This is a genomic window from Nitrospira sp., from assembly GCA_030692565.1.
Lineage (GTDB): Bacteria > Nitrospirota > Nitrospiria > Nitrospirales > Nitrospiraceae > Nitrospira_D.
The window spans coordinates 31,968-55,383 of sequence record JAUYAO010000022.1 but is presented as its reverse complement, the minus strand read 5'-3'; the positions used below and the strand labels follow the sequence as shown (position 1 = coordinate 55,383).

Below are 23,416 nucleotides of genomic sequence, written 5' to 3'. Positions count from 1 at the left end.
CCGACTTCCCCATACTCCCACGCGTGACGCTTGACGAATGACCATTGGCGATTTTTACCATTTCAGCAGATTGAACTGTTCTACGTTGATCGTGTCTTTGGACCGGTGCAGCGCGATGATGATCGCCAATCCGACCGCCACTTCGGCGGCCGCCACGGTGAGGGCGAAGAAGACGAAGACCTGTCCGCCCAGATCGCGCAGATGTTCGGAGAAGGCCACGAAGTTGATGTTCGTGGCGTTCAGCATCAATTCCACCGACAGCAGAATCGCGATGATGTTGCGGCGGATGAGCACCCCCACCAGGCCCGTCAGAAAGACGACGGCGCTCAAGACCAGATAGTAAGTGATTGGGATGGTCATCGTGCTCTCGTGATGGGTGATGCGTGATGGGTGATAGGCATGTTATGAAGCGAATGTCTTTGCAGTCTCATCACTGATCACCCCTCACTCTTCACTTCCCCAATGTCTCGTTTCGCCAAGACGATGGCGCCGATCATGGCCACCAGCAGGATGAGCGAGGCTACTTCAAACGGAAATAAGTAGGTCGAAAAGAGGGTTTCTCCGATCGCCAGCGTGTTGTCTCCGGTCTCGATATCCACCCGAGGCAAGGCGGCGGGCGGAGCGGACAGGCTGCCGGCCAGGAGCACGAAGAACTCAATGAGCAACGGCCCGCCGACAAATGCGGCGGCCCGCCACTGACTGTGGTAGCGATCGTCCGTCTTGAGGTTGAGCAACATGACGACGAAGAGGTACAGGACCAGGATGGCGCCGGCATAGACAATGATCTGAACGGCGGCCAGAAATTCGGCGTGCAGCGTCACGTACAGCCCTGCGACGTGGAAAAACATGATGAGCAGCGAGAGGGCGCTGTAAATCGGATTCTTGAACGCCACGACGAACAGGGCCGTCAGAGCGATCACGCCGGCGAAATATCCAAAAAACAAGTGGTCCACGTCGTTTCCTCTAGGACCGTGCCCTGTCGTGTGACGGGCACAGCTTCATCACAGCCCGGCCTCTCCGTTTGAGAGCCGGGGCACCTTCAACGGCCCGTCCTCAATTCGGTTTTTGCGGCACGTGTTTGAACGCCACATTAAAGAAGGCCACGTTCGGGTGCTGGAGTTCCAGCCGCTTCTCACGGACGGGGAACGACCGGTCGCCGATGGCGAGCAGTTGTTGTTTGTTCAGCTGGAGGTCGCGCTTGTCGTAGACCGCCCACTCGAACTCCCGGGTCATGCCGAGGGCATCGACCGGACAGGCATCGACGCACATGCCGCAAAACAGGCAGCGGGTCATGTCCATGTAATATTCTTTGGAGTAGCGTTTCGTGGGTTCTCCCGGAATCTCGGCACTCACGACACGAATCACGCGCGACGGGCAGGCGGCTTCGCAGAGGTCGCATCCGACGCACTTCTCCGTCCCATCGTCGTAGCGCAGGAGCGCAAGCATGCCGCGGTAGTTGTCCGGCAGGGTCCGCTTTTCATGCGGGTACTGCAGCGTGATGGGCTTGTAGTGAATGAGATGCGACATCGTGGCTTTCATCCCGACCAGGAGTTCGTAGAACGTCATGGTCTTGAGCCAACCGAGGAAGCGCTCTGTCGTCGTTGCCTGGGCCATAGTCGTCGGCGGTCTTACTTGAACTGGTTATAGATGTACATGGCGATGGCCGTCACCACGATGTTGGCCAACGCGATCGGGAGCATGACCTTCCAACCGAATTTCATCAGCTGGTCGTAGCGCAGACGCGGCAGCGTGGCGCGCAACCAGAAGAACAGAAACAGGAACCCGTACACTTTCACGGTGAACCAGGCCACCCCTTCGATCCAGGCGAAGGGCTCCAGTCCGATATGCGCGAGAATGGTGCCGGGATAGGGCGCATTCCATCCGCCGAGGAACAGAGCCGCGGCGACGCAAGAGACCAACACCATGTTGGCGTATTCCGCGATGAAGAAGAACGCGAAACGCATCCCGCTGTATTCGGTGAAGAAACCGGCCACCAGCTCGCTTTCGGCCTCGGGCAGGTCGAAGGGCACGCGGTTCGTTTCCGCGACGGCTGAAATCACGTACACGACGAACGCGAAAATCTGCGGAGCCGGGAAGGCGAACACGTACCAATGCCAGAATCCGCCTGCCTGGGCATCGGTGATCTTCACCAGACTGAGCGAGCCGGCCATGATTAGCACACCCACGATGGCCAGGCCGACGTTCAATTCGTAGCTGATGATCTGCGCGGCCGACCGGAGCCCGCCCAGCAGCGAGTACTTGTTGTTGGAAGCCCAGCCGCCCAGGATGATGCCGTAGGCTCCGATGGAGGCAAAGGCCAGAATGTAGAGAATCCCGATGTTGATGTCGCTGATGATGAAAGGCTTGATCGTGATGCCGAAGACCTCGATCGTCTGATCGGGGCCGAAGGGAATGACGGCAAAGCCGATCAACGCAGAGACCATCGCCAGAATCGGCGCGAGGCTGAACAGGAACTTATTGGCGCCGGCCGGGACGATGTCTTCTTTGAAGAAGAGCTTCAGTCCGTCGGCGATCGGTTGAAGAATGCCGTAGGGGCCGACTTCCATGGGGCCCATCCGATCCTGCATCCATCCGAGCACTTTCCGCTCGGCGAGCGTCAGGATCATCACGGTGAGCATCACAATGCCCATGACCGCGGCGATTTGTGCAAGCGAGACAGCGAGACGCAAGCTGAGTTCAGTCACGATGACACCCCTGGATTAACGACCGTCAACATCGACACAGTTTTCTCACGAGACTTTCACCATCGAGACGGAGGTCGTCCGGATATACGGCACCTTGGTCTCGGTATCCATGACACAGGCAAACAGGTTGTTCACTTCCTGGCTGAAATGGTCCGGGAACCAGGCGTGGCCTTCCGGTACTCGGTCCGCGACTTTGACTTCCGCGGTGACCTCGCCCTGCGAATTGGAGAGACGGACGCGGTTGCCGTCGACCAGGCCAAAGCGAACGGCATCGCGCGGGCTGAGGCGCAAGGAGCTTCGGCCTTCGATTTGGATCAGCCCCTTCGACTTGGTCGACAACTTGCCCGAGTGGAACAAGCTCTGTACGAGCTCAATCTGTACCGTCCCGTCCGGACGCGACGGCGTCCGCGGTATCTGATAGCGCCCGGCGAGATCGCGTTCAAAGCCCTGGCTGAGATAGCGATCCATGGTCGCGCGATCGACTTTCGCCGGGACCGGAGCCGGTCCTAAGGAGCCGTATCCCGGGATCAGACTGCGAATCTCCTTCAGGATCTCACGGCTCTCGCTATAGTCCAGCGGGGTACCGAGCAACCCCGAGAGGGCGGAGAAGATTTCCCAATCCGGACGGGCTTCGCCGACCGGCTCGACGGTTTGTCGGACCGCCTGGACGTGGCCTTCCGTATTGGTAAACGTGCCGTCTTTTTCGAGCGACGAACAGACCGGCAGGACGACATGGGCCAGCGCGGCGGTGTCGGTCAAGAAGAGTTCCTGGCAAACCAGCAGTTCCAGCTTGTCGAGCGACTCGCGCACTTCTACCGGAGCCGGCAGGCTGGCCAGAGGGTTTTCGCCGACAATGAACATCGCTTTAAGCTGGCCGGATTTGGCGTGGGCCAGCATGTCGATCAGTGTATGGCCAGCAGTAGACGGTGGCGCTTCTTTCCAGATATCCACGACCCGGTCTCGTCCGCTTTTATCGGTTACATCGACAGGACCAGGCAGGAATTCGGCGACCCCGCCCATTTCAATCGCGCCCTGGTCGTTGTTTTCTTCCGCCAGCGGAGCCAGCCCGCATCCCGGCTGATCGAGCTTCCCCAGGAGGAGCAGCAGATCCAGCAGATTCATGGCGCCGGCATAGCCCTGATCGCTGCGCAAGAGGCCCTGTCCGGTGACGACGACGACGCGCTTCCCTTTGGCCAGCGCCTGCGCGGCGGCGGCATAGACTTGCTGGCCTGCTCCCGTGGCGGCCTGGATGTCCTGCCAGGACAGTGGTTGCAACCGTGCCGTGACGGCCGTGACGAAGCTCGTTCGTTGTTGCGTCAGGTCAGCGGTCACTAGATTCTGTTCGACCACGGCTTTCTGCAAGCCGAGGATGGCGGTGCGGAACAGCGTGGGTGACACGCAGAAATGGTGCTGCGAGAGATTCGCGATGTTGCTGATCGTGCCGATCGCGGGCAGCAGCGATTCGATCGTCATCAGCGTCGCCTGTCGTTTCTTGACCGCTTCTTTGATGGCAAGCCCGGTGATCGGATTCGTTTCCGTGATGTTCGTCCCGACCAGTAACAGGACATCGGCGGCTCCGAGATCCTCGAAGGTCACGGTCCAGCGAGGCGTGCCCTGCACCCGGCGCATGGCCTGTATGCTGTTCATGTGCCCGTACCGGGCGCTGCTGTCGAGATGGTTGGTGCCGAGCGTCAGCCGCATGAATTTCTGGAAGAGATACAGCTCCTCATTCGTGCATCGGCCGGTGATTAGACCGCCGAAGGCCTGGCCGCCGTGCGCCTGTTTGATCCGGCCGGCTTGCTCGGCAATGAACTCCAGCGCCTCTTCCCAGGTGGTTTGCACCAGGGTGCCGTTCTTGCGGATCAAGGGATGCGTGAGCCGCTCGGGATGGCTGGTGGCGTGAAAGCCGAAGAACCCCTTCGCGCAGAGATCGCCGTTGTTGCGTCCGGCGCCGTAGGCGGAGTTCACTTCGATCAAATCATTGTTCTTGGTCTGGACGGTAATCTGACACCCATCGCCGCAATAGCCGCAGATCGTCTCGGCGCGTTTCAGCATCCAGGGGCGGTATTCATACATGGACAGGCGGCTGGTGATCGCGCCGACCGGACAGATCTGCACGCAGCCTCCGCAGAACTCGCAGTCCAGCGGATGGGCTCCGAAATGTTTGATCTCCGTCATCGTCCCGCGGCCGACCGGAGCCAGGGCTTTCACGTCCATGACTTCATCGCAATAGCGGACGCAGCGCAGGCACTGCACGCAACGGTTCATCTGCGTTTCGATCAACGGGCTGAAATATTCTTTCTGGAAAATGCGTTTCGTCTCGGCGAACCGGCTCGTCGTCGCGGTGTATTGATGCGAAAAGTCTTGCAGGTCGCACTTCCCGCCCTGGTCGCAGACGGGGCAGTCCAACGGATGATTCGCGAGAATGAATTCCAGCACGGATTTATGGGCGTCGTTCACGACCGTCGTCGCGGTCCGGACGCTCATGCCGTCCGCGACCGGCGTGCTGCAGGCTGTCTGGAGCTTGGGCATCTTCTCAATTTCGACCAAGCACATGCGGCAGTTGGCGTCCGGCTTGAGCTTGGGGTGGTAGCAGAAATGCGGAATCATCGCGCCGACGCGCCGCGCGGCTTCGATCAGCAACGTGCCTTTGGGCACGCTGATCGCATGGCCGTCGATCGTCACGCGAACTGTTTCAGACGTATTCGGCATAGTCTCAGTGTCTGGTCCCGACGGATTCCGGGCGGATCAAGTTGGCCGCCTCGGCTTCGTGAATCAACGTCACGTATTCATGCCGCCAATGTTTCAACGTGCTCATGATCGGCGACACCTCGGCATCGCCGAAGGCGCAGACCGTGCGGCCCGCGATGTTCTTGCACAGATCTGTGAGGGTTTCAAGGTCTTGCATCTGGCCGCGTTTGGCCATAATCCGGCGCATGGTCTGCACGAGCCAGGAGCTGCCTTCCCGGCAGGGGCTGCATTTGCCGCAGGACTCGTGATAGAAAAATTCCATCAACCGGAGTGCGGCCCAGACCATACTGGTACCTTCCTCCATGACGGTGACTCCGCCGGAGCCGAGCATCGACCCGGCCGCTGCGACGGACTCAAAATCCAGCTTCACATCCAGATGATCGGGTGTCAGAAAGGGGGCCGAGGCCCCGCCAGGGATAAAGGCTTTCAGCGGCTTGTCCGACCGCATGCCGCCGGCATGTTCAAAGACCAGCTCGCGAATAGTCACACCCATCGGCAATTCATAGTTGCCGGGGCGTTTCACATGGCCGCTCACGCAGAAGACGCGTGTGCCGGTGCTCTTGGGCGGCGAGCCGATGGAGGCGAACCATTCCGGCCCGCGCGACAGGATATGCGGCAGATTGGCCAGCGTCTCGACGTTGTTGACGACAGTCGGCTTGTTGTAGAGACCGTGGGTCGCCGGGAACGGCGGCTTGACCCGCGGGAGGCCCCGCTTGCCTTCCAGCGATTCGAGCAACGCTGTTTCCTCTCCGCAGATGTAGGCGCCGGCGCCGCGATGGACCCAGACGTCCACCGTGATGCCCGTTCCAAGGATGTTCTTGCCGATGTAGCCGGCGGCGCGGGCTTCCCCGATGGCTCGTTCCAGGATCTTGGACCCGAGGACCATTTCGCCGCGGATATAAATGTAGGCGGATTGGGCGCCGATCGCATAGCAGGCCAGCACAATGCCTTCGAGGAGCTGGTGCGGATCCCGCTCCATGAGCTGCCGGTCCTTGAACGTTCCGGGTTCGCTTTCGTCGGCGTTGCAGCAGAGATAGCGCGGGCCTTGATAGTCTTTCGGGAGAAATCCCCACTTCACGCCGGTCGGGAAACCGGCGCCGCCCCGGCCGCGCAGACCGGATTTCATGACCGTGGTGGTCACGTCGGTCGGTGCGATTTTGCCGAGCGTGTTGCGCAAGGCTTGATAGCCGCCGGTCTTTTCGTAGTCCGCCAAGGACCCGGTGTATCCGAGCTGCATCATATTTTTCAGAAGGACCAGTTCGTGTTTCGGCATCTCAACAACCCGTTGTTCGTGAAGCGTCGCTCGTGAAGCGCGATCCGGACCGGTTCCTATTTGCGAACGACGAGATACGCTTCACGCTTCACGCTCCCGGTTTCGCTGATTCCGGCCACATATAGGGGCCGCTTTTTAGCGGGCTGGTTCCGGTGGTCCGGAGGTCCGCCAGGATTTTGTCGACCTTCTCTTCCGTCAGCCGTTCATAAAAATCATCATTGATCTGCATCATCGGCGCGGTGCCACAGGCCGCCAGGCATTCGACGGCGGTCAGTGTAAACAAGCCGTCTGCCGTCGTTTCGCCGGGGCCGATTCCGAGCTTGGTCTTGATCCAGCCGATCACGGTATCAGAGCCGACCAGGGCGCACATGAGCGATTTGCACACCTGGATATGGTGTGTGCCGACCTTCTTGAGGTTCAGCATCGTGTAGAAGGTCGCGGTCTCATAGACCTGCGGCGGCGTCAGCTTCAACAAGCCGGCGATTTCCGTCATCGCCGCTTCCGTCACGTAGCCATGCTCACGTTGCGCGAGATACAGCAATGGAATCAGTGCCGACCGTTTCACGGGGTACCGGGAGAGAATCTCCTCGATTTCCTTTCCGTACTTTTCCTTCAGCACCTTCTCCCCCCACTTTTCTTCACCGAGGTGGCGGCCAGGATGTTCCAAACTGCGCGCATTGCCCGAGCGCATTCCCATCGTGCGCGGGCAGCGAGCACAGGAGCATCCTGGCCGGCACACCTCATCTATCGCACTCCCCCATCACGATGTCATAGGACCCGAAGATCGTGATGATGTCGGAAATCAAATATCCCCGCGCCATATGATCGAAGGCGCCCATGTGGACGAACGAGGGAGAGCGGATCTTCAATCGATAGGGACGTGGGCTGCCGTCGCTGATGATGAAGAATCCCAACTCGCCCTTCGGGGCTTCGGTGGCGCAATAGGTTTCGCCTTTCGGCGGCTTGAACCCTTGCGTGAAAATAATGAAATGGTGGATCAGGCTCTCCATGTCCCGCATGACTTGTTGCTTGGGCGGCGGGATGTATTGCGGCACATCCGCCATGATGGGCCCCTGAGGCATTTGATCCAGGCATTGCGCGATGATCCTGGCGCTCTGACGCATTTCTTCCATCCGGACCCAGTACCGGTCGTAGGTGTCGCCATGTTTTCCGAGCGGCACATCCCACTCCACCTTGTCGTAGACTCCGTACGGTTCCAGCTTGCGAATATCGTAGTCGACTCCGGAGCCGCGGAGCGTGGGGCCGGTAAGCCCGAAATTGATCGCATCTTCACCGGAAATGACGGCCACGTTCTTCGTGCGTCCGATCCAGATGCGGTTGGAGGCGATGAGCGAATCGTATTCGGCCACCTTCTGCGGGAACGTGCTCAGGAACGCGCGCAGCCGCAGGACCAGCTCCGGCGTGAAGTCGCTGTCGACTCCGCCGATCCGGTAATAATTGAGCGTCAGGCGCGCGCCGCAGAGCTGTTCGAACAGGTCCAGTAGAATCTCCCGCTCGCGGAAGGTCCAGAAAAAGACGGTCATGGCGCCGATGTCGAGCGCCTGCGTGCCCAGCCAGAACAAGTGGCCGATGATGCGCTGCATCTCCGCCACCAGCGTACGGATGTATTCGGCGCGCTCAGGGATAGTGATGTCGAGCAGTTTTTCCACAGCTCGTACGTAAGCGTAATTGTTGGCCATGGCGCAGACGTAATCGAGCCGGTCGGTATGCGGAATGACCTGCATGTAGGCCAGGCCCTCGGCCAGCTTTTCGACGCCGCGGTGGAGATAGCCGAGATCCGGCGTGGCTTTCACGATGCGCTCCCCGTCGAGTTCCAGTACGACGCGCAACACGCCGTGGGTGCTGGGATGCTGCGGCCCCATGTTCAAGAGGAGTTCTTCACGCCGGCGCGATCCGGGAGCGCCGTTCGCGGCAATGAACGGTTTCTTTTCCGCTTCCGAATACTCGCCTTCGGTCATCTCCTCCGGCGCTTCGTCGAGGCGCGGAATAAAGTCGAACTGGCTGCGCCAGCCGCGGCCCTCCGCGGGGAAATCTTTCCGGAGCGGATAGCCTTCGGCATAGTCTTCCGGCATGAGAATCCGGCGGAGGTCCGGATGGCCTGTAAAAATGATGCCCATCATGTCGAACACTTCCCGTTCGAGAAATTCCGCGCCGCGCCACACGCTCGTCACCGAAGGGATTGACGGGTTGTCTTCGGTGACACGGGCTTTCACCCGGATCCGGCGGCCGTGCGGCAGAGACAGCAGATGATAAATCACCTCAAACCGGTTCTGGTCTGCGGGGTAATCCGCCGAGCAGATATCGGTAATGTGGTCGAAGGCCAGCTCGGGCGCGTCATGCAGGTAGCGGGCGACTGTCAGCATGTCCGCTGCGCGCACCTGGGCGGCCATTTCACCGCGGCCCGTATCGAGATCGACGGAGAGCACGGCGTCCGGAAATTGTTTCACGAGCCTGTCGGCCAGCGCTTGCAACATTACTTTACGAACACCTTTTCGCGTTGAATCTTCTCTTGGAGTTTCAGCAACCCATCCAGCAGCGCCTCCGGCCGCGGCGGGCAGCCCGGCACATACACATCCACCGGAATGATCTGATCGACGCCCTGTACCACCGCGTAGCTGTTGTAGTGATTGCCGGAAGTGGCGCAGGAGCCCATCGAAATCACATAGCGTGGCTCCGGCATCTGGTCGTAGATCCGGCGGATGACGGGAGCCATCTTGCGGGTGACCGTGCCGGCAATGATCATCAGATCCGACTGGCGCGGGGAAGCGCGGAACACGCCGGCGCCGAACCGGTCGAGGTCATAGCGGGACGACACGCTGGCGATCATCTCGATCGCGCAACAGGCGAGACCGAAGGTCATCGGCCAGAGGGCCGACTTCCGCGCCCAATTCACGACCGCGTCCAGATTCGTCGTGAGGATATTGGCTTCGAATTGTCGTTCTAAAAAGCTCATGTCCAACCCCGTGACACGTGACAGGTGACGCGTGTGATGCCCGCTGCACTCTTCAGTCCCATTCCAGTGCTCCCTTTTTCCAGGCGTACCAGAATCCGACGACCAGGATGCCGATGAAGGTCACCATTTCCGCGAGTCCGACGAACCCGAGCTTTGAAAATGCCACGGCCCAGGGAAACATGTAGACGATCTCGATATCGAAGATCACGAACAGCATCGCGATAATGTAATAGCGCATCGGGATCTGGACGCGGGCATCCTGAAACAACGGGCTGCCGCTTTCGTAAGGAGCCAACTTGGCGCGGTAAGGACGGCTTGGCCGGACGAACCACCCCGCCAGCAGCGACACGGCGCCGAAGGCGATCGCGATCCCGATAAACAGGAGGATCGGAAGATAGTTCGCTGGAACTGCGGCGTTTCCCATAGCGTCCCTTAGGCTGCGTGATGCAACGTCAATGCGGATCCGAAGAACGGCTTGAAGGCCAGTCCGTCGAGCGTCGGCATCTCGATGCCTTTATGCTGAATGAGCACCTTGAATGTGCGCCCCATCCCTTCCGGTCTTACCAGATGAATGGCCGCGCGAAACTCGGCGCCTTCGGGATCCATCTTCGAGAGAACGTCTTCCAGGCCGAGCCCCATCAGGAAGCTCATCTGATTGGTAAAGCCGGTCACGCGTAGACCCTGTTTTTCGCCGACGGTGGCGAGGGTCGAAAAGTCCACATGGGAGGTCATGTCCTGGAGACCGACCCGCTCATAAGGATTTTCCGAGGTCATCTGCGAGTAGTAGCAGAGCAGCGTTCCCTTCGCGCGATCGGGGCCGTAGAGATCCTGCGCGGTGTGGCCGTAATCGATTGTAATCGCCAGGCCGCGGTCAATCGCGCGGGCGACCTGTTCCATCCAGCGCACCGCAGCCGTGTTGATCTCCGTCTGGTAGCCGTCCGGAAGCGTCAGCTTCAGGTTGTCCAGATACTCGTGGATCTCCGGCGACGACAAGGGGCGGAGACATTCCACGAATGTCGTGCCGTCATAGTCGACGTAGATTTCCTGCGCCCGGCCGTTCTCGATCTGGATTCGGTGGACCGGAAACGCATCGGGCAATTCGTTGCTGAAGCACAGGCCGGTGACGCTCCGTTCTGCCAGCGAATCGAGTCCTTCAAGCCAGGTAATGCGGCCCGGTTCACAGAGCCCGTGTAACAGATTCTGGCGTTGCAAATCCTGCATCGCCGGGCTGCGCTCAATGAGGACATAGCGGAGGCGCTGGCTGAACGAGTCATCCGGATTCACGCGGCAGGCCGACAGGAAATGCTTGGCCAGTAAGCCTTTTCCGGGTCCCATCTCGACGACGGTGAAGGGATCGGGATGTCCGAGGATGGCATCGAGCTGTCGCGCCTGTTTCGCCAGCGCCTGGCCGAGAATCGGATGGACGTCTGAACTGGTATAGAAGTCGCCGGACCAGCCGATGCGCTCGGCGCCGGACTCCGGCGGACGCATGTAGTAGCCGAATTGGGGATGATAGAGCGCCAGTTCCATAAAACGGACGAAGGGTATCGGCCCCGAGGCGGCAATCTCGGCGGTCATGGCGGCAACGAGTTCAGGATGCCCGATCGTCACAAAGAAGTCCGTTTCTCTGCTGACAAGGCGCGTCAGTGAATACACCAATCCACGACCGGTAGACTTCACCCGTCGAGACGGTCAAAAAGTGGGCTAGAGTAGCCTTCCAGGCTTCGCTAAGTCAAGGCAGAATCAGGCAGAAAGAGAACCGTGGATAGACGTCTGGCAGTCGATGCTGCCTTGTTGTCGCAGGGTTGTCAGAGAGGAAGAAAAATGAGGCGTTTCCGGGTTCTGTGTGGGTACAGGAACGAGGTTGCGCAGTCGTAATGATGCTGCCCATCCCTTTCAACCCCTCCTTCGTAAGGAGGGGCGAGGGGGAGGTCGAAGCCTGGGGGCGGCCACAGGGGCACGTGGAACTGTCTGACCACCGCTTCCAGTGAGGCGCTCTACCCCTCCTGGCCTCCCCTTACAAAGGGGAGGTCGGGGAAAGGTGCAGGCTACAAGATGTTGACGAACGAGATGAGTGCCCCTCTCGATATCCGCAAGCGCCAAACATGACCTGGTCTCTCGGAGTCACGCGTGGGGGGCCGCAGCTGAGCGGCGCGTTGCGAGGCGTTGTCGGAGGTTTGTCACAAATGCGGTGTGGGTAGTTTCTAGACTCTTCCGGATTTCTGCCGTGACCTGAGCCTGCTCTCGAAGATAGCTTTCGACCTCAAGCTGGTGAGTAAGGTAAAAGGCCAGCACATCGTAAACCTGAGCCAAGGCGAGGGCCGGAAAGTCTTGGCAGATCTCCTCCGGAGTGGCGCCGTCGAGGAAGCCCTGAACGATGGAGTCAATGGTGACCCGCGTTCCGGCAACATGGAGCGCTCCTGAAGGGGCGCTCGACAGCAGATTTGGACGCATTTCGTTCAGCTTCATAAAACTTATCGTAATCCCAACCGAAATCGAAGGCAACTTCTAATCTGCTCTCTGTTGCAACGCTAGGCTTGTCTACATTTCGAAGTATACTGATTTGTATGCGAGTGAGGCTGTGCGTCATTATATTTGTCGGCTGTTGTAGCCTGTGGCTGCCTGTCTTAGATGCCACGGAACTTGTGCGTGAAGAGCCCATCCCGATTCAATCGATTCTCGCCAATCCTCAAGCCTTCAATCTGCGGGTCGTACGTCTACAGGGTGTTGTCCAGGCCTTAGAACGAATCCCACACACCGGTGGTTGCGGGCCAGCTGATGATTCATACATCTTTACGCTTAATGATACAACTGGAGAACTCGCAATCGTCGACCATGGGACATGTCAAAATGAGTTCTCGTTGCCGGCGAAACCCCTGATGACGGATTTTGCAGTAGGTGACAACGTTGAGGTCGTCAGTGATGTCTCCTTACTGTTTTCTCCAAACTTCGATTCGCGTAAATTGGAAGGGAAGCTACGATGGGTAAAACGGATACCCAATTCGCAGGTATTTGATCATCCCTGAGCCGATGATCTTTGTGATTGCCCGCAGGATTCAACGACTCGTTGCTCGTGCACTCGATCAGTGATTAACACGAGCTTTTCGAGAGAGGGTAGGAGCACGCATATTTCATCCCCTTGAGATCGATCGGTATTTCCTATTTGCTGAATGGTGTGCCTTTCGTTGAATGAGTGAGTACCCACCGAGACTTCGGCAGGATAGATCCTCCCGTTCCGAACATCTCCACTTTGTATACCAGTTAATGAAGAAGTTGGTGGGCGTTCTTGATGATCCGTGAGGCGATGGCTTCTATGGATAAGAGGGAAGCTCCTTGGGGAACGGGTTTGATCTGTATAAACGTGTCCACCGATACAATATCGCCATCTTCGATGGAGAGAGGTGCGAGGGGGGGCTGTCCAGGAACGCAAGGGAATCTTGGCCGAACAGAGATGACGAGAGCCCCTGTTCCATCGTCGAGGGTGAATTGATAGGCGGGGTGAACAAAGTAACACCGTTGTGGCAAGTCAAGTGTGCCTCCATCAGCCCGATTTAGTCGAATGTCCTCGTCGGTTTGCGGAAGAATGGTCACGTCCCGCACCGTCCCTGAAAACAGAACGGTGCGGGCATGAAAAGCTTCTGGCTGGGCGAGCACGTTGACAATCAAAACAGTGTCGCTCGCTCTCGCGTATAGCGGGGTCAATAGGACCAGAAGGGCAAGCAGGACATGCATAATCATGGTCTTCATGCTCTCAGAGGAAGGGTGGCCCCTTCTCTTGCTGGCCAGCACATACCGCTGCGACTCTTATTCCTGTATCCAAACAAGCTTCCCCCAGATGTATCGATTGCAATAACGGATTAGTATTGCGTCAGGGAATGCCCGAGAATTCGGTTGCGCTGAAGGGTTCCGTTGCTTATCGGTGCACCCGTCGATGATCGCAATTCCCAAGTTCCCGCCGATGAATTCCCGCCGGTAATCAGGACATTGCCCGTGTCCGACTGTACCTGAGCTCCATGTCCAAAGCGACTCGCCCATAGCGTCCCGTTCGAGACAAGTGCGCCGTTCTGATCGCGGATTTCCCAATTCTGCAAGTTGGCTTGTCCCCCTATGACAATAATATTCCCGTTCAAGAGACGGTTACAGGTGAAGTAAAAATCCCGACTTGCCCAGAAGAACCCTGTGCTGACCAAACCACCCGCATTGTTGCGGATTTCCCAGGAGCCCAACGAGCCGCCCCCGCCCCCAATGAACACATTACCGTTGGTTAGTTCAACGGCGCAGTGATTCCACCGAGTCGCAAAAGGTGTTCCACTTGACACTAGCCCACCAGCGCTATTGCGAATCTCCCAACTAAAGGTAGAGATGGAGCCACCCACAATGAGGACGTTTCCGGTTGAAAGCAATGTTGCTGTATGATCCTTGCGAGAGGCATTCAAAGTTCCTGTGCTCACGAAAGCACCTGAGCCGTTGCGTATTTCCCAGCCATTAGGGGTTGCTTGTCCTCCAGCGATAAAGATATTCCCGCCACTGAGGACGGTGCAGGTAAAGCCGTTATCTCGGCTTGCTGCCATGCTGCCATTGGAGACAAGGGCGCCACTAGAATTCCGAATTCCCCAGGTGCTCGCCGATGACGTTCCCCCTCCCAGGAAAATATTACCCGTTGAAAGTCGTACGCCGCACTGGTAGAGACGGGCAGCAAGTAGGCTCCCCGAGGAGATGAGGCCTCCTGCATTATTTCTGATTTCCCACGTTGTTGAAGGCAAGGCCCCGCTTCCACCAGCAACAAGATTATTGTTTCCCAAAGCCCATACCGGCGAGAAGACCAACCATGCTGTGGCAAGGGAGATGTTAAGGCGTTTCATCACCAACCTCCTTTGCGTGAGAGCATTGCTGAACGAATACAGGGTATCTGCCTCAATGAGCATCTAGCTTCTTCCCTAAGTAAGGCCTTTGGGTTTGTGGGGTAGTTGGTCTTGATCTGCTAATGGCCCACATGCTCCGACGGACATTTGCTCGTGCGTTCTGTCAGCGATCAGAACCAGAGCGTCCCTATTGGCAAGAAGGACGCAGAGTTCAGCGCCTTTCGCTGAGTCGAAATCAGCAACCTGCTGAATGGTTGGATTGTCACCAGAGAAACTGTAATCACTGATCGATTCTTCCCGGTCATGAATGACCGCAATCCCATTTGCCGATTCCGATGTATAAGAAACAACTATCTCCATGCCGGGTTGCCCGTCCGTGTCCACTAGTTGATTTACCGTTCCTGAATGCCAATGAGATTCATTATAGATTTTAGCCTGCTCATTCTGATCATGAATGATGCAGACGCAGGCCAAGCTATTGTTGCGGTCCCTGATTTCTACGATGAGTTCTTTCCCCGGGCGTCCGTCCGCGTCTTCTATGTAATAACTTCCGAGTGTCGACCAAATCGGGCTGTGATAGGTATGAATGGTCCGCTCCCGATCGTGAATCACACATATACATTGGAGCGCATCCTGGTTGTCGCGAGCCAAGATGAACACCTCAGATGCCTTGTCCCCATCGATATCAGTTGTGGCGAAGATGCTTGCTGTGTGCCAGCCTGCAGCGCGATAGCTCTCGACCGCCCCAGTGCGTTCATGGATGACGCAGATACAAGCCAGGCTAGCGTCTTTGGAAATAGCTACCACGATTATTTCGCTTCCCGCTTCTCCGTCGGTGTCGTGTACGGCCACCAACGACACGGTTTGCCAGTTCGGGTTTGAATATATGGATGGAGATGAGAGGCCGTCATGCTTGATGCAGACTCTGGCTGATCGGCAGAGATAGACTTCTTCCTGTGATCCGTCTCCGTCAGTATCTGCCTGAAAGTATGCGATCTCAGGCCGTTCGTGTGGTGCCAGGCCAGCCAAGCCGCCGGAGTTTTCCCCGGAGACCGATTCTTGCCAATCAGCTGTCAGAAATTCAGGCGTCTCAACCGGATCAAGAGTTAGGCCCGCCGCTTGATGCTGATTAGGTCCATTTTGCGAAGGGGCATCTGATTGATCGCACGCCGTCAGGCTGGAGCCAGCAAGGATGAATAGAAACCCAACAACTATGCTTGGTACGGCAGGGAGAAGCACGAGACTCATGGCGTCACCATCCCTACGCCCGCGATGATCGTGTTAACTCACATGGGATGTAGTTCACTGGATGTTCAAAATGGTGTAGGGCTCATATCATTCAATGGATTATCTGATTGCTGATGCAAGGTACGCTATCACTCGAACCTTTCAAGCGCACCTGGCGAGTTCGCCAGGTAGCGGTTGAATACAGAGCTGCGTGAGAAGCGCAATGCATTCATAATCAAGCGCTTCCATGCCGATCAGAATCGACCGCTATTTCTAATCAGTGAGAGATCTATGCTGGAAGGGCTGTGAACCAAGTGGTGCGGCAGGTTGAAGGGCGGCTTTTCTTCCCCTTCCTTCTCAGCGGCAGATGATACTGCCGTGTCCTTCGCGGTTCTGCCGAGACTCTGGCAGGATGGAAAGCGGACGCTGCGACTTTCCTCTACTTCCCCTTCCTTTGCTGGGCGATGGGGATCGGAGCTTCGGTGCTTGGCATGCGTGGTAGTGGTACGAGTGGCCTTGTAGGCCAGGCGCACCGGCACTGCGACGCTTCGGCGCAGTTTTACAGGCGGGTTCGGAGAAGAACGGAGAGGATCAGTAGTAGTGGTGGGTTGTCACGTTATGCCGAAGAACGAAGCTCTGGTCCCCATGGCCCAGCTATCCCCTCTTCACGTTCCGTGGCACTTTTTGTACTTTTTCCCGCTCCCGCAGGGGCAGGGATCGTTCCGGCCGACTTTATCGTCGACCCGCTCCACGGTCTTGGGGGCTTCGGCGGCTTCGCCGCGATTGAGCGTCAGCGTCGGCTGCGGACGGGCGATGACCGGAGGGAGAGGAGGCGGCGCGGCAGGGGCGGGCTCGCCTTCCTCATGTTTTACGGCCTGGACGCGGAACAGCCGTTCCAGGGCATCCGATTTAACCCGCTGCATCATGCCGGCGAAGAGGTCGTAGCCTTCCTTCTTATATTCAATCAGCGGATCCTTCTGCCCGTAGCCGCGGAGGCCGATGCCGTCGCGCAGATGGTCCATGCCAAGGAGGTGGTCTTTCCAATGGTGGTCGATGACCTGGAGCATGAAGGTCTTTTCCAGGAAGCGCATCAGCTCCGAGCCCAGCTCCTGTTCCTTCCGCTCGTAGCCGTCGTGCACGAGTTTTTTGAGATCTTCGATCAGCGCGTCGCGGCCGAGATCGCGGAGCGAATCGCCGTGGTCCTGCTTGCCTTGCGTGATGTCGAGCCCGAATTGGCCGTGCATCATTTCGACGAGGCCGGGCATGTCCCACTCTTCGGGATATTGTTCGGCCGGACAGAAGATGGCCATGGCGGAGTCGATCATGCCCGCCATCATGTCGAGGAGGTCGGCTTTCAGATTCTCGCCGGCCAGCACGGCATGGCGGTGCTGATAGATGACTTCGCGCTGCTTATTCATCACATCGTCGTATTCGAGCAGCTGCTTGCGAATCTCGAAATTGTGCGCCTCGACCTTCTTCTGCGCATTGGCGATGGCGCGGGTGACCATGCCATGTTCGATGGGCACGCCTTCTTCCATGCCGAGTTTCAGCATCAGTTGCGAGACGCGCTCCGAGGCGAAGATCCGCATGAGGTCGTCTTCAAGGGACAGGTAAAATCTGGATGATCCGGCATCGCCCTGACGGCCGGCGCGGCCGCGCAGCTGGTTGTCGATGCGGCGGCTCTCGTGCCGTTCGGTGCCGAGGATGTGCAAGCCGCCGGCGACGACGACTTCCTGTTTGTTCTTCTCGCAGTCGCTGCGAATCTCTTCGAAGACTTCCAGCTTGCGCGATTCCGGCAGGTTTTCTTCGCGATAGAGGATCTGCTTGAACATGAAGTCGGCGTTGCCGCCGAGGAGAATGTCGGTGCCGCGGCCCGCCATGTTGGTGGCGATGGTGACGGCGCCTTTGCGTCCGGCCTGGGCGACGATTTCCGCCTCGCGTTCATGCTGTTTGGCGTTGAGAACGTTGTGTTTGACCCCGTTCCGGTTCAGCAAGCCGGAGAGCTTCTCTGACTTTTCGATGGAAATTGTGCCGACGAGGACCGGCTGTCCGCGCTCATTGCAGTCCTTGATCTCCTCGACGATGGCCTCAAACTTTTCCTTCTCTGTCCGATAGACCACGTCGGCGTAGTCGAGGCGGACCATCTTGCGATTCGTCGGGACGACGTTCACGTCGAGATTGTAAATCTTGGCGAACTCTGCGGCTTCCGTGTCGGCCGTGCCGGTCATGCCGCTGAGCTTCTTGTACATGCGGAAATAGTTCTGGAATGTGACGGAGGCCAGCGTCTGATTCTCGTTGGCGATCTTCACGCCTTCTTTGGCTTCCACGGCCTGGTGCAGTCCGTCGCTCCAGCGGCGGCCGGGCATGAGGCGCCCGGTGAATTCATCGACGATGATGACCTCGCCGTCTTTCACGACATAATCGACATCGCGCTTATACAACGCATAGGCCTGGAGCGCCTTGACGACGTGGTGAACCAGATCCATGTTGTCCGGATCGTAGAGGTTGTCCACACCCAGAAGCTTCTCAACCCGGATGTTGCCCTCTTCCGTCAACGAGGCGGTCTTGGTCTTCTCTTCGATCGTAAAGTCGTGCTCGGGCTTCAACTGCGGGATCACGGAGTTGATCCGGTAGTACAGATCGGTGGTCTGATCGGTCGGGCCGGAGATGATCAATGGCGTGCGGGCTTCGTCGATCAGGATGCTGTCCACCTCGTCGACGATCGCATAGTTCAGTTCGCGCTGAACGCACTGGCCCAATTCGCTCACGATCAGGTTGTCGCGCAAATAGTCGAACCCGTACTCGTTGTTGGTTCCGTAGGTGATGTCCGCGTGATAGGCCTCCCGCCTCGTGCAGGGGCGGAGGGACTGCAAGCGCTTATCGGCCGCGTCGTATGCAGGATCGTAGAGGAACGAGGCGTCGTGCTGGATGATGCCGACGGACAATCCCAGCGCATGATAGAGCTGCGCCATCCATTGGGCATCGCGCTTGGCGAGGTAATCGTTCACGGTGATCAGATGCACGCCCTTGCCTTCGAGCGCATTCAAATAGATCGGCAGGGTTGCGACGAGGGTTTTTCCTTCACCGGTCTTCATTTCCGCGATGCGGCCCCGGTGCAGGATCATGCCGCCGATGAGCTGGACATCGAAGTGCCGCATATTCAGCCTGCGGCGGGACATTTCGCGGCAGACGGCAAAGGCTTCCGGGAGGATGTCGTCGAGCGTCTGGCCGTCGGCCAGCCGTTTCTTGAACTCCTGGGTTTTGCCGACCAGGTCCTGATCCGACAAGGGCGTAAGGCTGGACTCCAAGTCGTTGATGCGCGCCACAACGGGCATCAACGCTTTGATTTCACGATCGTTCTTACTGCCGAAGACGAGATTCAGGAGTTGTGTCAGCATAGAGGATGTCGTCGAGCATTAGGATAGTACTTGCGGGAGAGGTCGATCTACCGCACAAAATAGTCCGCGCAGTATACAGCAAACTTTTTACGAATCCTACCAGGAAGACACCGGGTTTCGACTGAGCCGGTGGCTTGACTCTTTCGGCGGCACTCCAGTACCATCCGCCCGCCGGTCCTGTTTCAGTGAGAGTTATGATGCACGGTATGATCACACGGCTTCTTGCCTGTCTACTTGTTGTATGTATTCTTGTGGTCGGGGGGCTGGCCTCGGCCCAGTCGATCTCGCACGAATCACATCATAATAATCAGCACCATCAGAAAGCCACCCACAGCACGTCCCTCTGTGCCTGGATGTGCGCGGCCGGGAATGTGCTGGACAACGGCACTGCTCCCTATCTCATCGATCTCGCCCCGGTGGCGTGGTCCGAGCTCTACAGCACGGTTTCAATCCTCACTAGTCCTCTTCATCGAACGACCTCTCGTGGGCCTCCAGCTTCTTTGACCATCTAGTTCATCCTGCTCTGTGTGAATGTCCGTTGACCCCGATCTAGTCGGGAACAGCAATCGTTCAGATAGAGCGAGAGTCCCGGGTATTCCACTCTTAGAATGTCGCGTGATGTGCCTGTTGGTGCAGAGCGAAGAAGCCAAGGTTAAACAGAAATGAAGGTTTCCGGTCGAGTCCTTCTTGCCGCAGCCATTGTCAGTATCGTGAGCTCTCTGTCCTTTGCTCCCAGCTCATCAGCCTCTTGCGGAGCGGTGAATTGTTTTGTCGTTATCGGGTCTCAACAGCAGGTTCCGCAGGCGGGCCTGCTCACGGTCAACGGCATCTACAATTACACGCCGATGCGAGTCTTGGGGGGGACCTCCGGCGTGATTCCGGCCGTCGACCAAGCCAGCCGACAGATGATTCTGGATCACCACAAGGAGACGCGCACCATTACCCAGCAGGCCACGCTGGATCTGAACTATGGCGTGACTGACCGGCTGGGCGTGCAGCTGACGGTTCCTTATATGTGGCGCACGCATAAACACATCGATGGCCTTGGAGAGGGTGGCGCGAACGGCGAGGGAGATCCGAACCCGTTCTCGGCCAACGGGATCGGAGACATCCGCGTGGGTCTGAAGTACAACGTGTTGCCGACCCTTCGAAGCATGGTCGTGCTGGGCCTTGGCGTCTACCTCCCGACCGGCAATACCCACGCGCATGACAGTGAGGGAGGTATCATGGAGTCCCCGACGCAGCTGGGGCGTGGACAGGTTGGGCTGAATCCTACGATCTATCAGACCTACGAGTTGATCCCCCATTTGCTGAATCAGTTTTCGTCAGCCAGCTATCGGCATACCTTTCGGAACAATGACGGGTACCAGTTCGGCGATGAGTACATGATCAACGCCGGCTTGAACTATGTGGCGGCGCCCTGGCTGATCCTGACCGGCCAAGTAAATTACCGTTATCTCGTGCACGACAATTTTAGTTCTTCTCTCTCCCGTTCCTTGACGCCTGCCGACGCTGGGTTTCCTGGCGAGGCGGAGGTGGTTGATCCGACGATCAGAAACCGCAGAGTTCCAACGACCGGTTCGACGTACCATGCATTTTCTCCAGGCTTTCAGGTCAACCTCGGCCAGCTCGTTGAATCCAGCTGGACGAACATGACCTCGATGTATTTCTTCGCGCAGATTCCTTTTGCGCGAGATTCGAACGATAGCTTGGCCCAAGGCACCAGTTTCGTCTTTGGACTCACCCGCTCATTTCAAATGGTGAATCCGTCGTAGTTCGACAGTGATGACTGAGGAGGATCGTATGAGGTCACAGAAATCTCGAAGTGCATTGGCTGCGGCTCTGGTGGTTGCAGCCTTGATGGCATACCCTTCACTCGATGGCTGGAGCATGGGGTCGCGCGTCCCCGCCGTCGGCATGCCGGTCGATGAATTTCGCCTCGTGGATCTCGACGGCAAGACGCATAGCCTGAGCCAGTATCGCGGCAAGGTCGTACTGGTGAATTTCTGGGCCACCTGGTGCAAGCCCTGCACGACGGAAATGCCGGCCATGCAGGCCAGTTTCGACAAGCTGCGGGATAAGGGATTTGTCGTGTTGGCGATCAACGAACTTGAAGACGATGCCAAGGTGCGGGATCACATCAAGCAGTATGGACACACGTTTCCGGTCTTGATGGATCGCGACAATAAGGTGGCGAACCAGTTCGGTGTCTTCGGCTTGCCCGTGAGCGTGTTTATCGATCAGCAGGGCCGTGTGCAGGAATATATCAAGGGTGGCTTGCTGACGGAACAAATGATCAATGATGTGGTCGCGAAGATTCAAAAGCAAGAACCGATCAGGGCCGCGTCGCTCCGATAACCCTATGATGGTGAGATTGAAACAATCCTGGTTGGTCTGGTCGCTGCTGCTCTGCCTCGTGCTCGTGAACGGGCTCCTGGCGGTACCGGCGGTCGCCCACGCCGATCACCATGCGAAGCATCAGGCCGGCACGCATTCGACCGGTCTGTGCGCTTGGGAATGTGCCGCCGGGCAGAGCCTCGACACGGCGACGGTGGTTTTCAGCTCATCCCTGCAGTTCGTCGAGCTGGCCGATACTCAGCCCATTGCTCGCGTAGCCACTACGTCACCCGTCTCCCTCTTCTTCCGCGGACCTCCCGCGTTCCTCAGCTAATTTCTTCTATTCACGACAACCGTAACGCGCAGAGAGGCGGTGGAAAACCCACCGCCCCTCGAATGCCATCACCTCAACTACTGTGAGACTTATGATGTTCCTTTCCCGATCCCGGCGGCTCGTTCTTCTCTCTCTTAGCATCTTCTTTCTGGGCGTGGGGGCCGTGCGTTCGGGCTCGGTTCAGGCCTCGTGCGGTTCTGTGAGCTGCTTTGTCGTGATCGGATCGCAGCAGCAGGTTCCGATGGCCGGCCTGCTGACCGTCAACGCGATTTATAACTACACGCCGATGGAAGCGCCGTCGGGGCAGGGCGGCAGCATCCCGTTTTCCAATCAGGGGAGCAAGACCCTGACGCTGGCCAACTTGAACGTGAATCAGATTCGCACGCTCATGCGCACCGCCACGCTGGATATGAATTACGGGTTGACTGAGCGCTTCGGCCTGCAAGTGACTGTGCCGTATAAACAAGTGAATTCCGATGCGCAGATCGGCGGGGTTACGCCGGTGCCCTACAGCGACAAAGGGATCGGCGATGTGCGCGTCAGCCTCAAGTACAACGTTCTGCCCACGCTGCGTAGCATGATCGTGGTGGGCATGGGCGTCGATCTGCCGACGGGCGACTACGGGCAGCGGGTGCAGGGGACCTCATTGGCCGAATCGACTTTGCAGATCGGCAAGGGTAATTTTGGATTTGTCCCGTCGATCTATCAAAGTTACGAACTCATCCCACATCGACTGAACCAGTTTGCCTTGGCGAGCTACCGGCATACGCTCAAGAACAGCGATGGCTACAAATTCGGCGACGAGGTCAATCTCAGCGCCGGGTTCAACATCATTCCAATCGAGCAGGCGTCCTGGTTCGTGCTGACTCAACAAGTCAACTATCGCTGGATGCAGAACGATGCGATGGACGCCTCCCTGTTTCAGTTCAATCCGGGCGGCGCGGCCATTCTCCTCGATCCGACGGTGAAGTTCCGCTCTGTCCCGACGACTGGGTCCACCTACATGGCCTATTCGCCCGGCATCATGCTGAATCTTTGGAATTATGCGTCGATGTATTTCATCGCGCAGATTCCGGTCATGCGGGATTTCAACGGCAACTTGGAACAGCAAGTCAGTTATGTATTCGGACTCACGAAATCATTTCAACTGTTGGGCGGGTCATAGGCGACGTAAGTCAATGTTTGCACGAGCGACAGAACATCGAAGGGTCGTGATGCCGGGGGCGGTCGCCCGCACGCTGGCAGGGTTTTGCGCGCTGCTCTGGGTGGCGGGATCAGTTTCCGCGGCCTACGGCAGTCTAATGCCGCAATGGACCACGCCCCATTGCCCGCAAGGGACATCCCATCATGCCCAGCACAATCAGAGCCATTGCGTATGGCACTGCGACGGCGTCGATGCGCAGGCATCCGCCGGCAGGAATCCCGGCGCTCAGGCTGATCCCTTCGGATATCTGGCGAATACAGGAGGCCGGTCCCTCCGGACAGTAGCCCATCGAACGGGAGCCACCCCTCGCGGCCCGCCGGTAAGAAGTGCGCGCGAACGGGATCCAAATTG

General features: G+C 57.9%; 22 protein-coding genes. 5 read left to right on the top strand and 17 right to left on the bottom strand.

Annotation, left to right across the window (positions count from 1 at the left end; translation table 11 throughout):
• Window positions 1-54 precede the first annotated feature (54 nt).
• The 16 genes from nuoK to secA form a co-directional block, all read right to left on the bottom strand.
• Window positions 55-360, bottom strand: a complete 306-nt coding sequence (gene nuoK, locus Q8N04_05005; protein MDP3090013.1) for an NADH-quinone oxidoreductase subunit NuoK — start codon at window positions 358-360, stop codon at window positions 55-57.
• A 77-nt stretch (window positions 361-437) separates the two neighbouring features.
• The gene (locus Q8N04_05000) at window positions 438-953 is read right to left on the bottom strand and encodes an NADH-quinone oxidoreductase subunit J (GenBank protein ID MDP3090012.1); all 516 of its coding nucleotides are present in this window, start codon (window positions 951-953) and stop codon (window positions 438-440) included.
• A gap of 100 nt (window positions 954-1,053) precedes the next feature.
• A complete protein-coding gene (gene nuoI, locus Q8N04_04995; GenBank protein ID MDP3090011.1) occupies window positions 1,054-1,614 on the bottom strand; it encodes an NADH-quinone oxidoreductase subunit NuoI in 561 nt (186 codons plus the stop codon).
• Between the two features lie 14 nt (window positions 1,615-1,628).
• Complete coding sequence (gene nuoH, locus Q8N04_04990) at window positions 1,629-2,705, bottom strand: NADH-quinone oxidoreductase subunit NuoH (protein MDP3090010.1); 1,077 nt, start codon at window positions 2,703-2,705, stop codon at window positions 1,629-1,631.
• A gap of 45 nt (window positions 2,706-2,750) precedes the next feature.
• The gene (gene nuoG / locus Q8N04_04985) at window positions 2,751-5,417 is read right to left on the bottom strand and encodes an NADH-quinone oxidoreductase subunit NuoG (protein MDP3090009.1); all 2,667 of its coding nucleotides are present in this window, start codon (window positions 5,415-5,417) and stop codon (window positions 2,751-2,753) included.
• Between the two features lie 4 nt (window positions 5,418-5,421).
• Window positions 5,422-6,729, bottom strand: a complete 1,308-nt coding sequence (nuoF, locus tag Q8N04_04980; protein MDP3090008.1) for an NADH-quinone oxidoreductase subunit NuoF — start codon at window positions 6,727-6,729, stop codon at window positions 5,422-5,424.
• Window positions 6,730-6,817: 88 nt separating this feature from the next.
• A complete protein-coding gene (gene nuoE / locus Q8N04_04975; protein ID MDP3090007.1) occupies window positions 6,818-7,420 on the bottom strand; it encodes an NADH-quinone oxidoreductase subunit NuoE in 603 nt (200 codons plus the stop codon).
• A 49-nt stretch (window positions 7,421-7,469) separates the two neighbouring features.
• Window positions 7,470-9,224: an NADH dehydrogenase (quinone) subunit D gene (nuoD, locus tag Q8N04_04970; GenBank protein ID MDP3090006.1), complete on the bottom strand. Its 1,755-nt coding sequence runs from the start codon at window positions 9,222-9,224 to the stop codon at window positions 7,470-7,472.
• Window positions 9,224-9,703, bottom strand: a complete 480-nt coding sequence (locus Q8N04_04965) for an NADH-quinone oxidoreductase subunit B family protein (GenBank protein ID MDP3090005.1) — start codon at window positions 9,701-9,703, stop codon at window positions 9,224-9,226. Before Q8N04_04965 ends, nuoD begins: the two co-directional genes overlap by 1 nt.
• Window positions 9,704-9,755: 52 nt before the next feature.
• Complete coding sequence (ndhC, locus tag Q8N04_04960) at window positions 9,756-10,127, bottom strand: NADH-quinone oxidoreductase subunit A (protein MDP3090004.1); 372 nt, start codon at window positions 10,125-10,127, stop codon at window positions 9,756-9,758.
• 8 nt (window positions 10,128-10,135) lie between these two features.
• A complete protein-coding gene (locus tag Q8N04_04955; GenBank protein MDP3090003.1) occupies window positions 10,136-11,359 on the bottom strand; it encodes an SAM-dependent methyltransferase in 1,224 nt (407 codons plus the stop codon).
• A gap of 468 nt (window positions 11,360-11,827) precedes the next feature.
• Window positions 11,828-12,172: a DUF433 domain-containing protein gene (locus Q8N04_04950; GenBank protein MDP3090002.1), complete on the bottom strand. Its 345-nt coding sequence runs from the start codon at window positions 12,170-12,172 to the stop codon at window positions 11,828-11,830.
• Between the two features lie 792 nt (window positions 12,173-12,964).
• Window positions 12,965-13,450, bottom strand: a complete 486-nt coding sequence (locus tag Q8N04_04945; GenBank protein ID MDP3090001.1) for a hypothetical protein — start codon at window positions 13,448-13,450, stop codon at window positions 12,965-12,967.
• Between the two features lie 110 nt (window positions 13,451-13,560).
• Window positions 13,561-14,565: a hypothetical protein gene (locus Q8N04_04940; protein MDP3090000.1), complete on the bottom strand. Its 1,005-nt coding sequence runs from the start codon at window positions 14,563-14,565 to the stop codon at window positions 13,561-13,563.
• A gap of 75 nt (window positions 14,566-14,640) precedes the next feature.
• On the bottom strand, window positions 14,641-15,813 hold the full coding sequence (locus Q8N04_04935; GenBank protein ID MDP3089999.1) for a hypothetical protein: 1,173 nt from the start codon (window positions 15,811-15,813) through the stop codon (window positions 14,641-14,643).
• A 644-nt stretch (window positions 15,814-16,457) separates the two neighbouring features.
• Window positions 16,458-19,190, bottom strand: coding sequence for a preprotein translocase subunit SecA (gene secA, locus Q8N04_04930; GenBank protein MDP3089998.1), 2,733 nt, complete (start codon window positions 19,188-19,190; stop codon window positions 16,458-16,460).
• Window positions 19,191-19,396: 206 nt separating this feature from the next.
• Between secA and Q8N04_04925 the strand changes: the two genes are divergently transcribed.
• From Q8N04_04925 to Q8N04_04905, 5 genes are all read left to right on the top strand, one after another.
• Complete coding sequence (locus Q8N04_04925) at window positions 19,397-19,702, top strand: hypothetical protein (protein ID MDP3089997.1); 306 nt, start codon at window positions 19,397-19,399, stop codon at window positions 19,700-19,702.
• 150 nt (window positions 19,703-19,852) lie between these two features.
• Window positions 19,853-20,965, top strand: a complete 1,113-nt coding sequence (locus tag Q8N04_04920) for a transporter (protein MDP3089996.1) — start codon at window positions 19,853-19,855, stop codon at window positions 20,963-20,965.
• 28 nt (window positions 20,966-20,993) lie between these two features.
• Window positions 20,994-21,548 (top strand): TlpA disulfide reductase family protein, encoded by a 555-nt coding sequence (locus Q8N04_04915; protein ID MDP3089995.1) that lies wholly within the window; start codon window positions 20,994-20,996, stop codon window positions 21,546-21,548.
• A 4-nt stretch (window positions 21,549-21,552) separates the two neighbouring features.
• Window positions 21,553-21,861 carry a hypothetical protein gene (locus tag Q8N04_04910; GenBank protein ID MDP3089994.1) on the top strand — a complete coding sequence of 103 codons (309 nt, stop codon included), beginning with the start codon at window positions 21,553-21,555 and terminating at the stop codon, window positions 21,859-21,861.
• 199 nt (window positions 21,862-22,060) lie between these two features.
• A complete protein-coding gene (locus tag Q8N04_04905) occupies window positions 22,061-23,026 on the top strand; it encodes a transporter (protein ID MDP3089993.1) in 966 nt (321 codons plus the stop codon).
• A gap of 133 nt (window positions 23,027-23,159) precedes the next feature.
• Here the strand turns inward: Q8N04_04905 and Q8N04_04900 are convergent, their stop codons facing one another.
• Window positions 23,160-23,354, bottom strand: coding sequence for a hypothetical protein (locus Q8N04_04900; GenBank protein MDP3089992.1), 195 nt, complete (start codon window positions 23,352-23,354; stop codon window positions 23,160-23,162).
• Window positions 23,355-23,416: the final 62 nt, after the last annotated feature.

Coding starts and splice junctions, on each gene's coding strand:
- nuoK (MDP3090013.1), bottom strand. CDS start 360: ATGACCATCCCAATCACTTACTATCTGGTCTTGAGCGCCGTCGTCTTT.
- nuoI (MDP3090011.1), bottom strand. CDS start 1,614: ATGGCCCAGGCAACGACGACAGAGCGCTTCCTCGGTTGGCTCAAGACC.
- nuoG (MDP3090009.1), bottom strand. CDS start 5,417: ATGCCGAATACGTCTGAAACAGTTCGCGTGACGATCGACGGCCATGCG.
- nuoF (MDP3090008.1), bottom strand. CDS start 6,729: ATGCCGAAACACGAACTGGTCCTTCTGAAAAATATGATGCAGCTCGGA.
- nuoE (MDP3090007.1), bottom strand. CDS start 7,420: ATGCGCTCGGGCAATGCGCGCAGTTTGGAACATCCTGGCCGCCACCTC.
- nuoD (MDP3090006.1), bottom strand. CDS start 9,224: ATGTTGCAAGCGCTGGCCGACAGGCTCGTGAAACAATTTCCGGACGCC.
- Q8N04_04965 (MDP3090005.1), bottom strand. CDS start 9,703: ATGAGCTTTTTAGAACGACAATTCGAAGCCAATATCCTCACGACGAAT.
- ndhC (MDP3090004.1), bottom strand. CDS start 10,127: ATGGGAAACGCCGCAGTTCCAGCGAACTATCTTCCGATCCTCCTGTTT.
- Q8N04_04950 (MDP3090002.1), bottom strand. CDS start 12,172: ATGAAGCTGAACGAAATGCGTCCAAATCTGCTGTCGAGCGCCCCTTCA.
- Q8N04_04945 (MDP3090001.1), bottom strand. CDS start 13,450: ATGAAGACCATGATTATGCATGTCCTGCTTGCCCTTCTGGTCCTATTG.
- Q8N04_04940 (MDP3090000.1), bottom strand. CDS start 14,565: ATGAAACGCCTTAACATCTCCCTTGCCACAGCATGGTTGGTCTTCTCG.
- Q8N04_04935 (MDP3089999.1), bottom strand. CDS start 15,813: ATGAGTCTCGTGCTTCTCCCTGCCGTACCAAGCATAGTTGTTGGGTTT.
- secA (MDP3089998.1), bottom strand. CDS start 19,190: ATGCTGACACAACTCCTGAATCTCGTCTTCGGCAGTAAGAACGATCGT.
- Q8N04_04925 (MDP3089997.1), top strand. CDS start 19,397: ATGATCACACGGCTTCTTGCCTGTCTACTTGTTGTATGTATTCTTGTG.
- Q8N04_04920 (MDP3089996.1), top strand. CDS start 19,853: ATGAAGGTTTCCGGTCGAGTCCTTCTTGCCGCAGCCATTGTCAGTATC.
- Q8N04_04915 (MDP3089995.1), top strand. CDS start 20,994: ATGAGGTCACAGAAATCTCGAAGTGCATTGGCTGCGGCTCTGGTGGTT.
- Q8N04_04910 (MDP3089994.1), top strand. CDS start 21,553: ATGATGGTGAGATTGAAACAATCCTGGTTGGTCTGGTCGCTGCTGCTC.
- Q8N04_04900 (MDP3089992.1), bottom strand. CDS start 23,354: ATGGGCTACTGTCCGGAGGGACCGGCCTCCTGTATTCGCCAGATATCC.